Annotated in this window: 1 protein-coding gene (only partly in view); it reads left to right on the top strand. The window is 61.3% G+C overall.

Annotated elements, in window-relative coordinates; genetic code table 11:
• Window positions 1-17,714: the 3' end of a hypothetical protein gene (locus tag ACLJPX_RS35615; RefSeq protein ID WP_410604744.1), read on the top strand. 19,075 nt of this gene lie to the left of the window's left edge; the window shows 17,714 of its 36,789 coding nt (coding positions 19,076-36,789); the start codon falls outside the window, past its left edge; its stop codon occupies window positions 17,712-17,714.

The raw sequence follows: 17,714 nt of genomic DNA, 5'->3' as shown, positions 1-17,714 counted from the left end.
TGCCGACGATTCGCGAGGAAGACGAGCCCGATGCGGATGGGCTCGGGGACGTTGCTGGTCCGAGGGTGTCTGAGGTGGACTTGTCGGGAGCGGAACGGACACATCGAGCGACCGGACATGTGCCGGTGGGTACGGGGTGGGATGGGCGTGGTCTGCCCACCATTCTCGAGGAGGAGGAGTCCGAGACAGCCGCATCCGAGGGGACGTCCGGCGCGAGAGGATCCGATGTCGACTCACCCGGCGAGGCTCGTAGGCGGCGTCTGTTCCGGGAGTCCCTGCCGGTGTACGCCCGTGATGGCGACGCGCTAGGTCTCGTGGTCGTGAGTGAGGTGATGGGAAGAGAGGACCTTCAGCGGAACATCACCGCCGAGCTCGCCAAGCTCGGGCCGGAGGAGCCGGAAGGTGTGGCGGCCATCTCGAGGAAGGCGGGCCGCAACAGGTTCGAGAGGTTCCTCAAACATGGGCGAACATTGATGGTCCGGGTCGGCCAGAAGTGGTACGAGGTCCGTGCCCGTGCGGTTTTGCATCTCGATAAGGCGACGGAGGTCACCCGTCCTGAGAACTCAGGTGTCTGGGAGGTCCGCGAGCAGCATCTGGTCAATCACTCTGAGGCCGAACAAGGCCGGTCATCCGAGCGGGTGGGTGTATCGACCACGTCACTGCTTTCCCAGGGGATCCCGGTCATCGCCGCGCCCAGTGTGTCGTTGGCCGGTCCGGTTCCGGTCCAGACGGCCGAAGTGGCCACGAACCAGCAAACCGTCTGGCGTCCGAACACGGACGTTCTGAGCGCGAAGGTGCCGACTACCTATCACTTCACGATTACCGCCGAGAACGGCGATGTGGTCGGCGAGGGTACGTCGGACGGTGCGGTCAGCCTGATGAATCCGGATTCAGTCAGTGAGCTCGCCGAACCGTCGGAAGTCGTGTCGCACGGAGAACCCCGGCCTGGCTGGGAGAAGAGAGTCGCCTACCTCGCCGTCGACGTGGTTGGCCTCGACGAACGCGACCTGTTCGACAAGGTCAGCGAGAAGCTCCACCCATCGGTGACGAAGTTCGAAGCACCAGGACGTGGCGAACTCCGCGATTTCGTGGCAGAGACGAGCGTCCGCGCGATGGCGCCTAGGGCACTGCAGGACGGTTCTGTGCTCTCGCCGGATCTGGTGAGTCCCCACGGGGCTCATCGCGAGGCGGTTCGCCTTGAAATACGGCCTGAGAACGTTGAGTTTGTCCGTTTGGTAAGCGACAAGGGCGAGTCCCGTCAACAGGAGACATCGCGCGTCGAACACTCGACGACGACCACCACCACGGCAGGAGCCGACTTCACCGGGGGCCTCGGTGGCGGGGCCGGACTTCCTGGCGTCGCGATGGGGTATGGGGGCGCGGTCGGAGGTCCTGCCGCCAGTGTTTCCGACACCGTGCACGACGGCAGGAGCCTCACCACGGGGACCGGTATGTACGTCAGCAAGGACGTCGGGCTGTACCTGGTGAGTGGCAAGGTCGACGTGCAGACCGTGCGCGGCGAGTGGGTCACGGTGCCCGCCAAGATGTATGTCCGGCTGGACCTGCGGGAGGCGGCCGCGGAGAACCTGCCGGTCCCGCCTGGCTACGGCGAGCGGTTCAAGGACGTGGGACCGCGGTTCGCGCCGCCCTACCTGGCGGCCGGGACGACCGGAGGCCAGGTCCGTATCGGTTCCATGCCCACCGCGGCTCAGGTGCTTCCCCGGATCGAGTCGGCACTGCGTCGAGCACCAGGTTTGAAGGACCTGCTGCCGAAATGGAGCTCGTTCGAGACTGAAATGACCACGCGCTCCGGGGACGCGTCGTTGCCGCGGCTGGCGAACCTGCGAAAACTCCAGACGAAGTTCTCGGCGACGGCCTTGAAATCGAACCCGGAAAGGTTGTTCGGCCGAGGTGTGTCGACCCGGCTCAAGCGTCGCGGCATTTTCACTGACCACTTCATCAGCGTCACGGTCAAGGCTGAACTTTCCGAGGGACGTCACCTCGGGCAGGCCGATGCCCGGACAGTGACTGGCATCCAGACGGCCGGCACATCCATTGTCGGTGCCGCTGCCACGGAAATCGGTGGGAGCCTGGGTCTCGAGGCGCGCGGGCGAGTGGGTTTCGATGACGCCGCGGGCATCGCGAACTTCGTCGGCAGTCCGCTCAAGTACATCGACAGCAAGTCTCGCCGAAACGCCGGTGCATCGGTCACCGCCACGACCGTGGAACTGGGCGGGTCCGATCGCGCGCAGGTCTTCGAACACGGCGTAGTCTTCAAGATCAAGATCAAAGAACATCGGCGCCCTCGCCCGTGGGTCCGGCGGCTTACTCTTGGATCGCCGGTCCGTACGACGCCTGAGGTGCACGCGCTGGCCGGTACGCAGCCCGGGGCGCCGGTTCAGATACCGGAGCTGCGTGGCACTACGGAACTGTGGGTGAACGACTCCCTGGTCCATCAGGACGACCCGTCCGCGTTCATGCCGGGGGAATCAAAGGTCATCGACCTCGATCCTGAGGACTTGCCTGCGGTCGGCCGATTGTCCCGTGTGGACAGTGTCATGGACGACGATGATGCCACCACCAGCCCCGTCCCCGAGTTCCAGCACATGGAGGCCATCGCCGGAACCGAGGTACTGGGAGACCTGGGCATCCGGCTGCTCGCCGAGGCCGCCGGCGGCGACACAGCACTCGGGATCGTCGGAAGCGACGTGCACGAGCGTGTCCAGGACATGCTCGCGCCCGATGCCATCCGAGCTGTTTCGAAATCCGCCTTGGCGCAGGGAGTCCGTTCCGGAAACCTGCGCTATGAACGTCGGCTCGCCTACCGGACCGGCGCACTCGAGATGCGAATGGACTTCTCGAAGCCGCAGGTCGTCATGGTCTCCGACGCGGGGCGGGACGAGGTGACACACAGCGGGGGAACAACGGCGACCTCACACTACGCTCGGGCGAAAGCTGCGGGTCCTGGCGCCCACTTCGATACTTTCTTTCCTGGCACGGATTCCGGCTCGGCGGCCGCGGGCCGGCTGGCGCTCGGTGGCGACTTGAGGTTCTGGGGGCGGAAGCGTTCGCGGGCGATGGAGACCAGCGCTGCCATCGACCACAAGCTGAGGTCGTCGCGACACGGCAGAACAGTCCTGGTCCAATACGACGCCCGAGTCCGGTTGATCGCCGAGGCACGTCGAGAGGCTCGCATCGACGGGCGGGTATCGCGTGCCGGCGCGGACGTGTATCTCCCTGGTTCGGCCTACGTGCGGATGACCGAGCAGCAAGCGCGGAACCAGGGGCTGCTGCCCGCTGCCGAACCACGACTCGTTGTTTCGGCGCTCGGGGCGCCGACGCTGGCCTTCGGTTCGTCGGGATCGCTTGGTGCCTACACGGTCGAAGACACACCAGACCTTTCCAGTCTTCTCGACGACTTGCGAACCGGACTCGGTCGTAAGGGGGAGAAGCTGCTCCCTAAGTCCATTTTGGACGACGCGATGGGGAACGTCGAGCGCCTTGCCGGCCGTCTCGACGCTCAGAGCGCCGTTTCGCTACTCGACGACGCGATGGACGGTGGGGTGGCGAACCGCCTGCACGAACCCGGAAAGCTCTGGTCGGACGACTACAACGTCGTGTTGAAGGCGACCGCCGAAGAAGCCGAGTTCCTGGGTTACGAGAACGATGGCAGCAAGATCAAGCAGACGGTCACGGTCACGAACGCGACGAGAACCGCTGAAGAGCGTTCGACGTCACAGGCCGCGTCATCCAGGCTTGGCTGGAGGAGCCTGTTCGCTACCGGGGAGAGCGGCCGCACCGGTATCGGGGGAGCAGCAGGTTTGGGTGGGACGAAGAGTCGTGTCAATCGCCTTGTCACCACCTCTGCACTGACCGGGATCCGCACGACAACCTCGTCGGCTCCCCAGGGCCGCTACCGGGTCCGGCTGAGCTGGGAGCTGAGTGTCGAACGGCAGGGGATCACGCTTGCCTCGGCCACGCTCGCGCGCGATACGAAGATCAAGGTCAATGCCGACGATCAGCGCATCGGCGGTGGCGAGGGCACAGAGCATCACGCGACGGTGCGCAAGGTGGATCCAGTTTCCGAGGCGGAAATCGGAGAATGGCGTAAACCGGGGCTGCTGCTTTCGCCGACCTCGGTGGTAGAGGGGTTCCGTGGCGCCGCGGATATCCGGCGTGGTGTGGTGCAGGCCGCCACCGAGGCGGGCGCCAAAGCCGGCCTGCGCGGTGAGGAGACGGGCGCGATGGCGATGCTGGCCGCGGCCGTGAGCAACACCGCGATGCGCGCAGGCTTGCCCAAGGCGTCCGCGTCCGGGCAAAACCTGCCCACGATGTACTCGATGACCTTGAGAGGGGGGCAAGAAGCGAAGGTCACGATCCACAGCCGGTTGGACGACGCACGGTTGGCCGGCGTGAGCGATGAGGTCCGGCTTGACCAATCCGCCAGGATCGTCGAGACATTCTTGCCCGAGACGGGCTACTCCTCCGCTGCTTCCACCCTGGTGAACGCGGGGGACGGCAGCAGTTCGAGTGAGGCGGGCGACCAGCACATGCCGGGCGGCGGCGGTCCGCAGAGCACGAACCCGCACCATCTTCCCTCGGGTACGACGACGGCGCCACGGTGGATCACACTGCGGTCGAGCGGTCGGACCGGGCTGGTGCAGTTCGGCGCCGAGCATCTGATCGTGGTCGAGGTCGGCGGTGTCAGCAGCACTGTGGTCGTTCCGAGCCCGGCGTCGGTCCTGGCCCGGATAGCGGAATCCGAGCTGCCGAAGGTGCTGGGTAAGGCTCTCCCGGCCGACGTCGGCCAAGCACAGGATCGCGTGCGGCAGGCCGCTGCGCTCTGGCGGGCGAAGGAACACATTCTCAGCCGCAAGCAGCACGTCGTCGACCAGTTCTGGCTTGAAAGCCGAGCGGCGGAGCGACACCTCCGTGAAGCTGCCGGCGTGGAGAACGACTTCTCGGACGATCCACGGAGCGCGATCGTCGCCGCCAGGGCTGCCGCCGAAGCTGATCTGGAAGCGGCGGCCGATATGGCCGGACGAGCCGAGATCGAGGAACGGCTGGGGGAGCTCGGCGAGATTCAGGTGCGGGAGGAAGCGATCCTCGACGACCTGACCGGCGGCCTCAGGCCCGCACGAGCGAGCCTGGCCGAAGCCGCTCACGAAGCCGACATCGCACTGAACGCCTGGCTTGATGCCAAGGCTGAACTCCAGCATCGGATCGAAGAAGCTCAGATACCGACCACAGGCGGGCCGGCGCTTTCCCTGCCGGAATGGGTGGAGAGGCGCTGGGAAGACGCGCAGAGGATCCTGGCGACCGATCTCGTGCCGGCGGACGAACTCAGGAAGCTCGCCGCCCAGGCTCGGACTGAACTGGCAAAACACTTCCGGTTGCGGACGCCCACCGGGGATCCGGCCGAGCTGACGGGGCGGGATCACGTCCTGCACACGATCCTGACGGCAGATCTGGTGAAGGCGAAGACCACCAACGAGAGTGACGCGTCGGCAGCGGCGTTTGCCAGGCTCACAGCGAAGGAACTCGCTCGCGATCTCGGGGGTCGGCGGCGGCCCCGATTCGTCGCGGCTGATCCTGTTGTGGGTGGCGTGCCGATGCGGCGGATCGTGGCGGGTGCGTTGGTGGGTGAGGCTGATGCTGAGCTCGTGGGTTTGGCTGGGGCGTGGGGGCGGGAGCCGGGTGTTGTGGCTGTGGGGTTGGCGCACGACGTGGTTCGGGAGGGCGCGGCCGCCTCAGTGCTTGCTGCTGCGAAGGCGGGTGGTTGGGACGGGTCGCAGGCAATTCGGATCATTGGTTGCGAGGATGCGGCGGGAAGTCTCGAGAAGCTGACGCGTGCGGTGCGGGCGTTGGCGATTGCCGAGGAAGGGCGGATTGTTGCTGTCGGTGCCCCGATCGGGCTGGCGTTTTTGGTTGGTGCAGGGGATGGTCCCGCCGTTCGTGTCGGAGAGTTGGCTTTTGGAGCGGACCTGACTCTTGCGCCGGTCTTGTGGCCTGAGGAGCGGAGTTGGAAGTGGTTCGATCAGATGCATTCTGAGGGGTGGCACGGGGAACGTCCTTACACGCTGCAGCCTGCTCCGGGCGGGCGTGTGGTCGACAAGCCGATGCATCTCGGCCCGCAGGCGCCGGTTGGGTCAAGTGCGGGCGGTGCTTCGGGAGCCGCTCCATCGTCGGACGCCGCGCATTATGGCCTTACCGACGAACAGTTGGCGGGGATGACCACTGTCGAGGTTGAGCTGCTTAAGTGGCGGCCGGCCGACTGGAATGATCCGACGCAGACGTGGGTGAAAAGGCGGCGCGAATTGCAGCACCGGCTGCCGTCGAAGTATGGGGAGTTAGAGATCGCTGCGGCTAATGAGGCTACACGTAAGCTATTTAAGGCATGGGTGATGGGTTTGCGAGGAGAGAGCCGTGTCACCAAGACGAGCACCGGCACATTGCAAACGCAAAAGATCGGCACGGAGTGGGTTGCAAACAAGTTGGCGGGTGAAAATATGGTTTCCGCCACTACGGTGAAGAAATGGTGGGGATCCGTCAAGTCGGCCATTGACGCGGGCATGAAACTGTTGTGGGAAGATAAGTTCCGAGGCGAGAAGGTCAGCATGGAGGCGTATTCGAGCACTTTGGAAAAATTTGAGGAAGAAAATGGGCCCTGGATACGGGACGATCACCAGAGGAGGACAAATAACAGCCTGGAGCATGCGGATGTTCGCCTCCTGCTCTTTGTGAGAGAAAGCTTTTTAGGGGATGAGAGCAAGGTGCGGGCATTGAGCGGCTATCTGGACGAAATGTGCTATCTGATTAAGGAGATGTTGGGGGCGGGCGAGGTTCCTGAGATCAGCCCGGTCTTGCTGGGGAAGACAAGTGGGCGGGCGATGCTCAAGTTGGTGGTGATGCCGGATGAGGTGGAGGGCGGCACGCCGCTGACCTATTACGACAACTCATTGGTGCTGGATCTAAAGTACATGGGGAAGATCAGTGATCTGCCTGCGGTCCCGGCTGAAAGGTTGACAAGGTGGGTGCATTCAAGGCAATTAGTCGCGATTTCCCGGAAAACGCCAGTGAAGTCCATTCTGCTTTCTTCGAGTCCCATATTCAAAGACTCCAACGAAGCGCGGATCAAGCGCAAGCAGCGCTTCGTCGATCTAGTGTCAGAAGGCACGAATCGGACGTTTGGTGACATTGATGATTCGGAAGGCTACCGGGTCGCACCGATAGTGAAGATGAGGTATGAGGGTGCACCAAAATTCACGGATATTACGGTTCGGGTGAGCGTCGAAGGCGAAGCCGCCGTTGCGCTGGAAGACGATCTTGATCCGGATAAAGGACTGTGGGTGATTCGGGAGAGAGAACTGTGGATGATTTCGACCGGTGGCAGCTTGGACAGGAATGACGAGAGTGGTGCGATAAAGATCTACTCGGATGACCGTGAAGCACTTCTCGAAGTGTGTCAGTGGATCGCACGGCTTTCCTTACGTCGGTATTACGGTGATAGTCGGGATAGTGATCCTGTCGGCCCTGTAGATGTTCGCGTGAACGAAACAAGATATGAACATGGCGACGAAAGCCTAAGCGACAACTTGTCTGCTATTGTGCGCGGCGTCTTCGATGAGGCGCTGATCGCGGAGCAGTCGAATCGCGAAAACAAGTTGACGGCGGCGGATTTAGGGATACTTTTTCCAGTCGGAAAAAACCGGATGCAATCCGGTAAGAGAAAAGATCCAGCAAAATTCGAGTTCCAGTCATTTGAGTTAAAGCTGCATCCTGATCGGCATCTCGGTTGGACGCGGGCCGACTATCGGAAGACGTCGGCAATGGAAGGGCTGGATTTCGTGTCCGGTAGGTCCCAGCTGACTCCTGTGTCGGAGTGGCAGGTGGGTCAGGTCGTGACGGGCGCTGTGAGACGTGCGGTGGATCTCGTCAGGGGATCAGAAGACCAGGTGGCTGCTGTGAAGCGGATCGAAGCCATTGTCAGTCATGGGGGCCACGCAAATTTGCAACTCAACAAGGCTCGGCAAATCCGATTGCGCAGCTTGATAAATGAGAAAGTGTCCAAGGCGCTGGAAGAGTATTCAGACGAGATGGCGGCTGGACTGCAGATCGCTAGGCCCACGGTAACAGTAGAGTTCACGACTGCGGATCGTCACAAAAAGTCTGTCAGTGCGGCAATCTATGTGGGGAACCCACCGCCGGCGTCGTCGGTTGGTATTTCTGAGGAAGCGGTAACCCAGGACGGCGCCAACGAATCTGCTGTGGTGGCCTCTAATCGAAGCTCTGGTGGGCCTTCGTCGGACTTTGCCGTAAAGGCCGGTGGGGTTTTCGCGGCAAGAGGACAGGTGATTCCGAGGGGGGCCATTGAGGAGGCTGAGAATTTCCGCCGACGTGTTCGTGGGAATTCGCGGGTGGGTGAGATTGATCCAGGGGGTACTGGTGAGCTGTCTGTTCTCAAGAAGCAGTTGTCGGATGAGGTTGTGCGGATGGGGGAAAATTTGAGGGTGTTGCCGGATGACTTTGCTCCGGATGCTGCGACGTTGAGGGCGCGAGTGGAGGGGTGGTCAGGTCTTGTGGAGGCTCTTCTGGCGGTGGGGCCGTCTGGTTGGGATGGTCGTGATTTGGAGGGTCGAGTTGCGGCTGCGCGTTCGTTGAATGCGCGTTTGCGTAGTTATCGTTCTCAGTTTGAGCAGCGTGTGAAAGTTTTGTCGGAAGGTGGTTCTGAGGCTCTTGGTGGTCGGGGGTTTGAGATTGATCTTCCGGTGTCGGGGGTTGTGGGTGAGGTGTTGGTGGAGCGGGTTGTGGCGGGTGCGTCGGTGCATTTGGTTGGTGGGGTGTCTGAAGAGCTGGTCAGGGAGTTGCAGCGGGAGCCGGGTGTTGTGGCTGTTGCGTTGGCACATCGAGTGCCCCGGGAGGGGGCGGCGAGGTTGGTGTTGGATGCTGCGAGGACTGGTGGGTGGGATGGTTCGCAGGCTATTCGGATTATTGGTTGTGAGGATGGGGCCAAGAGTTTGGAGAAGTTGGCGCTTGCGGTGCGGGAGTTGGCGGTTGCGGAGGCGGAGCGGGATGTTCCTGTCGGTGTTCCGGTCGGGCTGGCGTTCTTGGTTGGTACAGGGGACTATCCGGCCGTTCGTGTCGGAGAGTTGGCTTTTGGAGCGGACCTGACTCTTGCGCCGGCCTTCTGGGCTGAGGAGCGGAGTTGGAAGTGGTTCGATGAGATGCATTCTGGGGGGTGGCGCGGGGAACGTCCTTACACGCTGCAGCCTGCACCGGGCGGGCGTGTTGTCGACGAGCCGACGCATCTCGGCCCTACCTTGAAGGAATTTCTGGACAACCGTGGGATCAAGGATCGGCTGCGTCTCGAAGATTTTGAGAGAGGCACGCTGGGTGAGGATGTCAAGCTTCTTCTTCGTGAAACGCGTTTGGGGACAGAGCTTCCGCTGGAACTGTTGGAAATGATCCGGAGGCAGGTGGAACTCGATCCCGTGCCGGAAAGGCCAGAAGTCTCTGCCGTCCGGGAGTGGGTCAACCTCATCAAGGACGAAAGGGATCAGCGCGGCGACTACCGTTATTTCTCCAGCGAAGTGCAGGAGATGTCGGATGGGTTGGTCGACCACTGGGTCGTGAATGACTTGAGGGAATTCGCCCGATCGGACTGGCATGGGCGGTTAAACGCGTTCGGCAGGCTGCCGGACTTCGGCCGCAAGGCTGTCGCATCGATGATGGCAGGGTTCGTCGATGCCGCGGTGCAGGCTCGGCGTGGGGCGCTGCCTAGCGTGCACGTGGTGCGTTACGTCGCGAAGCGAAATCCAGACGTCGCGAAGCAAAATCCAGGCACGGTGGTGAAGTCGATGGTGAGGTCTGGCAAGTCGGTTGCGAAGGCGTTGGCAAGGGGGAAACTGCCGGAGCGGCCGCGCTTGCCGGTGAAAGATGATGATCTGCCGGATGTGTTGCGCCCGGTGATGCAGCGGGCCGTGAATGCTCGGCTGCAGGAATACGGGTGGCCCAAGTCGATGCCGGTGGAGAGGCTGCTGGCGCGGGTGGACATTCGGACCCGGGCGTTGCCGCCGGGAGACCCACGGATCGATACCGTTCACGTTCACGTGGACGGTCAGCCGCCTCCCGGTGGGCTTTACGGTCCGGAGATCTACGACGATGTCAACGACCCGAATTCCTCAAAGCACAATCAGTACCGTGAGGCGCAGGCGAAACTGCTCGATTGGAGTAGCGAGGACGCGGTCTTCACGCGTGCCCGCGAACTGGTGAACGAGTTTAACCAAGATCCCAAGGACTTCACCGAGCCGAAATCGCCCCTGCTTCGCTTGTACGAGGCTCGGTTCGAGGCGGCAGTCCAGATGGTTGCCTGGGAAGGAGTCTTCTGGTCCGTCCGCAGCATGCAAGACCAGGAGTTTATGGCGAGCGTGCTGGCGCGCAGGCTGGCCGGTTGGGTGGGTTTGCGTCGAGCGAAGGGTGTTCTGGGTGGTCGGTCTGAGGGGGATGGTCGGTTGGGGTCTGTGGTGGAGTCGGGTTGGTTGGTGCCGGTGAGCGATCGTGTCGGTGTTGTTCAGGCCGGGATGGTTTTGGGTGATCTGGATTCGCCGGCGGCGTCGGCGGGGAGCTGGTTGCGAGACGAGCCTGGGGTGTTCGGTGTGGTGATCACGGATCATCTTGTTCCGGATTCGGTGAGCCTGGTCAAGGCTCTGCTGGCCGCGGGCTGGAACGGGACGGACGAGGTGCGGCTGTTCCTCTGCGCTCAGGACGGTCTGCCTGAGCTTGCCGCGCGGCTGGAAGACCAGTGGGAGATCCACGTTTCTTATCCTGAGGAGTGGGTGTGGTTCGGGATGGAGGGCGACTATGAGGCTGGTCGTCCGGCGGCGCGGGTGGGGCAGGTCAAGTACGTCGACGGCGAGCCGCGGCTGACGTTGCGGGCCGATGGCAAGGGGTGGATTGATAGAAAGCCGGGCCACGAACCGAAGCCGGGTACATACATGCTGGCCGCTCCTGACCGGGCTCCGCGTCTGGGATTGACGCAGAAGGTCCATCTGGGCCCACCGGCGCTGGTGCCGGCTGGGCCAAGTACGGGCGAGGCGTCGGGGGCAGCCGTCACGGTAGCTGTTCCGGCGCTGGACCCGGCACGTTTCGGTCTTTCTGCGGACGAACTGGCGGAAATGAATGATACGGAGAGGGGAATGCTTACGTGGCAGCCGTCCAAGGGCGGGGGAGCGCGGACGTGGATAGATCGGCTACACGAGGTGAAGGATGGGCTGCCTGTGCATTATGTGGTTCCGCCGGCGGGGACGACACTCAGGCCAAGTACGCGCGCGGCTAAATTGTTCAGGGGGTGGGTGACGGGCTTGCAAGGGGAGAAGTGGGCCGACAGCGGATTTGCCGTAACCAGTCATAATATCCAGGACGTCGCGGGTCTGCAGATTAGCGAACGAACAATTGGTCGCTGGTGGAGGGGCCGCAGGCTGTTTGGTCTGTTGGGGGATTTGTCTGGCGAGGTTGTGCGGATGGGGGAGAATTTGAGGGTGTTGCCGGGTGATTTTGCTCCGGATGCTTCGAGGTTGCGGGCGTCGGTGGAGGCGTGGGGTCGGCGATTGGAGCGCCTGCGGGGGTTGGATTCGTCTGGTTTGGATCATGTTTTTCTGGAGGGACGGATTACGGCTGCGCGTTCGTTGAATGCGCGTTTGAGTAGCTATCGTTCTCGGTTCGAGCAGCGTGGAATTGTTTCTGATCGAATTGGTTCGGGTGGTGGTTCTGAGGTCCTTGGTGGTCAGGGGCCTGATTTCGATTCTCCGGATTCATCGCGGGTTGTTGATGGGGTGTCGGTGTGGCGGTTTATGGCTGGCGCGTTTGTTGGTGTGGTTGATCATGTGCGTAAAGAGTGGATTGAAAGATTGCGGCCGGAGCCGGGTGTGGTGGCTGTGGGGTTGGCGCATGGTGTGGATCGGGAGGGTAGGGCGAGGTTGCTGGTTGAGGCTGCAACGATTGGTGGTTGGGACGGTTCGCAGGCTATTCGGATTATTGGTTGTGAGGATGAGCTGGGGAGTTTGGAGAAGCTGGCGCGCGAAGTGCGGATGCTGGCGGTCGAGGAGGCGAAGAGGAATGTTCCTGTTGGTTTTCCGGTCGCATTGGCGTTTGTAGGTTTCCCTGATGGTGGCCCGGCGGTTCGTGTCGCAAGGATGGGTATTACTGATGATCTAACGCTTAGGCCGTCCTTTCTGTCTGAAGAGGAGGCGTGGAAGTGGCTCGATGATGAGAACCCCGCGGAGCGGCTGGGGGGCCGTCCTTACACATTGCCGCCTGTTCCTGGCGGTCCCGGGGGCGGGGAAGCAATGCACTTCGGTCCCGCGGTGAAGATGCGATCGACAGGCACGCTGGACGGCGATCCTCCACGAGCCGGGACTGCCGCGAAACAGATCGTTACGGCAGAGGACGCGATCGACCATTTGAAGAACTGGCGGCCGAATGTGTGGGATGGGACGCAGACGTGGGTAAGCGAACTCCATGGGCTGCGGGACAAGCTGGGGTCGGCGTACGAGGCGCCTGAAGGGGAGCGCCTTCCGACGAGCGGCCCCGTCGCCGAGCTGTATGAAGGATGGTTGCTCAGCGCGAAGAATGCGTGGATTCCGGGAAGGAAAACACCAGGGGTTGGTCACACGTTGTTGCGGCGAGTGACCGGCCAGTCGGCAATCTCCGAAGATCGTTTGAAAGCGCTGCTGAATCCCAAAGCTCCTATTGTGTCGGAGGCGGAAATCGATGCGGTTCTTCGGAGGCAGCGCGCGGCAACTGGGACGACTTCGGGAGCTGTGGGTGTTCGGGAGGAGATGTCAGCTTCGGGATCGGTCCTCGATAGCGTTCTGCCAGTAAATTCCAGTGCGCCTGGAGGAGTGGCTGCTCAGAGTTTTGGAGAGGCGGCACTTGAAGGGTGGCAACCCTGGCTATCTGATTCGGAAACGTGGTGGGATGAAGCCCAAAGGCAGTATGAGAGTAAAATGTTGCCAAAAAGCTACGGTGAGCCCTCAAAAAAGAGTCTTCTGTATCGCAATTTGTTCGAGAAATGGGCGCGGCGAATGTTTCTCGAGAATGTGGACGGTAGCTGGGTCTTTAAGCCTGCAGATATTCAAAGGTTGGCTGGAAAGGTGGGCTTCGCTCCTAAGACGTTGCAAGGATTGGCAGCAAAGGTACGACGTGGCTATCTCATTGAGACATCCGGGGCGGTAAAGGAACTATTGGACTTCCGGCCGTCGGAGGCGGCCTTGAATCTTTTGGATAAGGCAAGAATCCTGCAGCAACGCGGAGAGCTTCCTGTGTCTTATCGAATTCCAGGCGAATCTGAGCGCGCGGTCTTTCATATGGCGGTACTGATCGACAGGTGGCTCCAGCGATTGCAGGGGGCGACAGGTTCAAACGGTGATCCAGTCACTGCGGAGGATGCCGCAAGCTGGTCAGGCTACCCCCTTCTGGAAGTGAAAGACGTACAACTTAAGTGGGCTTGGCAGACGGAGAGGAAGAGGAAAAAGAACAATATTGAGGACCATGCGGCGGGAGAAGCATCCGAGCATCCAGTCGGGGCGACAAAGTCCGCATCTGGCGAGATGCCGAATTCTGAGTTGATCAATGAACTCGTGGAAACTATGAAAGTCGGTGAATCCTTGGATGCTGCCTTGATTGGTCCGCGGGGGAAGCGGCAGCGTGTAAGTGGGGACGGCGCAGAGTCGGAGCATATCAATCCTGAAGCGGTGGACATCGAGGTAGACGATCGTCCAAATGAACTCGATACCCTGGCTGACGGTGCCCGAGAGGAATCCTTCGGTATCGAGGAAGGGCTTGACATCGACTACCCGATAATGCCTGGAGGCGACAGCGGCTTTGTTGTCGAGTTCGACAAGGACGGTATTCCTATTTCGCGCGAGGAAGATTTTTTCACGCAGAACTTCGATGCGACACTGGAGGGCAATTGGTCGACATTCAGTAACGTCCCTGGGGGTGTTCAGGGCGCCGATATGATTCCGCCGTACAATGTGAACCCGGCTGAGCTTCTTGAGGATATTGAGTGGGGGACGGCTAATGCTTCGGCGTGGTCTGAACCGGTTGATGCGGGTGGGCTGATTGACGATTTCCTCGGAGAGAGTTCGGTAACGCACGAGATCGTGTCGAGTGAGGGAAATCCGGAAGGTGGTTCTGAGGCTCCTGGGGGTCAGGTGCCTGAGATCGATCTTCCGGCTTCGTTGTGGATCTCACCCTCTGCTGGAGAAGATGTTCGGCGTCGCGGTGGGTCTGTACAGGATTTCGAGCCGCTTTCCCCGATGCTCGGCTATGAACCGTTCGCCGTCGATGGAAATGGTGCGCCGGTTCTGTCCAATTTTGAGCGGGGAAGCCTGGATCCATGGGTGTCATTCATAAGCGCTGATGCGACTGGAGTTTCCCGGTCTGGTCGGGGGACAGGAGGTCTGAGCCTCGTCAGCGTTCCGCTCCTCCATGTGCCGCAGGCAGCCGGGCATTCTTCTACGGCGAATTCGAGTGGTGGGATCAGTTTCGACTCTGGGGCTGTGCCGGAACGGGCAGCTTGGGACCGGTTGCACGCCGCGTTGCCTCGGAGTATTGCCCTCGTCAAACCGTTCTACGTCTACGCAACCGGCCGTAATGGCAAGTTTCTCGTCGGCGGTGCGTTGATCGATGGGGCCGCTTTGGCGACGAAAGTTCTGAATTCGCCGGCTTTCCAGCCGTTCGTCGACGACCCTACGGTCTCCGTAACGCTGATCAGTGCGGATCCCGCGCGTCCAGGCGTGATGCTCAACGAGGCGGCGAAGTTCGCGGCCTCGTTGCGAGGCACTCGGAAGTTTCGTTCAGTATCCGTGGGGACCGAGCGACTGGTGATAGGCCCCGCCGGCGTGGCCGTACTAGAGCACCAGGGCCGCTTCCTCCAGGTAGCGAAGGTCTTTCCTGACGACGTCCAGTGGGTACGGTTGAACCGACTCGATGGGCGGCAGTTCGGCATGGGGTTCGCTCGTCCACATATTTTCGGTACTGCTCATGCAAATGAGTTAAGAATGATGAATGATCATCGCATGCGCGCTGTAAATGAGCAGCAGGTGAATGCCAATGGGAATGTCCGAAATGATTCTCGAATCCAAGCATGGGCTGCGCAGACCGACGGTGTTCGTAAGCGTCCAGTAATGCTTTTTACTGAGGTTGTCAGAGGCGAGTTCGGTGTAACGATGTCCGACGGCAGTTCCTGGCCTGTTGGACCTGAGATGACTGCCGAGTTGGTTGCGAGGTCATCGGCGTTTCGACAATTGACCTCGGGGGAAACTCGTCCGTCTCTGATCTTGATCAGCATTAGCGAGTTGTCAGGGCGTGTTATGGCGAAGGATGCGAACCGGCGGTTTCTGAGGAAGTTGATTGAGCTGACCGGGTACTGGCAGACCTACGACTATGCAGGCCCGTTCTCAACTCCCGGAGAAAGACTGATGACTGTTCAAGGGGGTGTGGAATTTGCGGAAGGGCCGGTGCCGCTGCTCGCGGAAGTGGCGCATTTTTCATCCGACGACGTCGTCGGATTTCCTGTTCCTGGAGGGGTGCGTGAGCCGGCAGTGGAAGCTGCGGCATTGGCAGATTTCGACGCTGCGATTAAAAACGGTGTCGTTGACCTAGGTATTTCATTGCCCGGCTTGCCTTTGGTGGTTTCGGTTGATTCCCCGGACGGGACGTTTGCTCGTATCGCGACCAAATTCCATAGTGTGCTTGAACTGGATGGTGCGCAGCTAGGGAAGATGCTTGTTGCCGATCCGGGCTTTTGGCGGAGTTTGAACATTGCTCCGGGGAGATGGCGGTCGGTTTTGCTGGTGGCGCGTGGTGGTGGCACCCTGGTGAATTTCGGTGGTCTGGGTTTCGATTTCGCGGGTGCGCTCAGGGCGGCGGGTGTATTCGCTGATGTGTACTCGCCGAATGGGCAGGTGAGAATCGAGGGACGTCGAATCATTGCGGGCTCATCCAGCAGTTTCCAGCTTGTTTCAGTTCTGAGAGCCGGCGACTTGAAGATCGACGTGCTGAAGAACAGAGTGGATTTTCCGGTCGCGCTGTTCGTGCGGTATCCGAAGGACGACATACCTTTTGCAAATGCTGAGGAATGGGCCAAGAATACGACTAACGATCTTTTGGCGACCTACGTGGATGGCGGGGGTTTCGCCGTGATGTCGCCGTGGCACATTATGCCACTGTTCTTGTTTACCGGTATCGGCAATCAAGGCTTTCTGGCTATTCGCCAAGACCGGACGACAATTGAGCTGACTCAGGCAGGGCTCGCTTGGACCTTGCGAGGAGATCGCGAACTGCGGAAGATTCTCGGCAGAGGTAGTGATTCCATCTTGGGCCGTGCGCTCGTGCTCGCGGCGCTGCATGGGCAGCTCGGCAAGCCCGAGGAGTTCGCTCAATCACTACTCCCCGGCGGTTACTCGCGCGTGATTCACTACACGCAAGGAAACCTCAGGCTTTCCGGGCAAGGTCGAATCGCCATTGAGGCAACCCATCCCACCGCCTCCGTTCGAGCCTCCTTCGAGTCGTTGGCGGCGCCGATGCCTGGAGCGAAAGATGTTGTCACGCACGCTATGGCAAATGGAGCCCTGGGCGGCTACGGTCAGTTCTTCCCGCTGACGGCGGAGGACAGCTACGAAATGTTCACCGCGGCACAATTCGACTCCGCTGTACAGCAGCAGTACTACTTCCGTGTAATCAAAGAGCGGACGGTGGATGGGGGCACAGTCGCCCGGCGCATTCCGTTCGTCGCGCCGTGGGCGGGTATCGACGACCCGGTGTGGTCTTTGGACGGGCATGCGGAGGCCGGGCGTTTTTCGATCGGTTTGAAGACCGATCGCCCCTTGGACATCGGCGATTCGTTGCTGGTAGATGGCACCGTCAAAGCACAGATTGTCGTCGGCGGCGATCTGTATCGCCGGGCCGGACTCCACCCGGCAGCGACGGTACGGCTGCTTGAGTGCGGTACGATGGAGCCCCTCGCGGTGGGGCCTGGTGGCGCGGTGTTCGCGACCGAGTGGCACAAGATCGTAGGACCGGGCCGGATATTCGGTGCTGCTGACGAGGTTCTTGTAAAGACCTCCATGGGCACTCGCTCTGTCGCTGGCGGCCGGAGCCTTGTCGAGGCACTGCCGAAGGGACCCGATGTTCCGGAAGTTCCCTTGTCCGACCTAGCGGCAAGCAGGATCGATGTCGAGTCCATCAAGTTCACCGGAGAGAGCGTGGTTCTGCAGGAGCCGGAGCTTGCGGCGATACGGTTGGCCGCGCGGCGGGTCGCGCGGGCTGCGGCCTGGCGACAGCGGCGCAACGTTGGCCTGCCGGACGTACGGATCGGGGGCCACGTCAAACTTGGCGGAACGCGGGACGCAGTGCGTGCTGAACAGATTGGACGCAACTGGGCGGACGCGGTGGCCAAGGTTTTCCGGAAGGAGCTGTTGGCCGAGATACTACGGTTGAGGGGGCTGGGCTTCGATGTTCGAGCAGAGGACGTCGTTGTTCACTCGTTCGGTGCCGCAGCGTCGTGGGTGGTTGGAGGGGTTGTTGGAGTCGATGTCCAACTCGAGCAGCGCGAACTTGGCGAGCGGGCGATCCGCAGAATCTACGATGGCGAGTGGTCGGCTGCCGCCATCGCGGAGCTCAACAAGGAGTTCGCGGCGCTGCGGAAGTGA

Origin of the sequence: Amycolatopsis sp. lyj-90 (assembly GCF_046549035.1) — a bacterium.
In the GTDB taxonomy this organism is placed as follows: Bacteria; Actinomycetota; Actinomycetes; order Mycobacteriales; family Pseudonocardiaceae; genus Amycolatopsis.
This window is presented reverse-complemented; position numbering and strand designations above follow the sequence as displayed.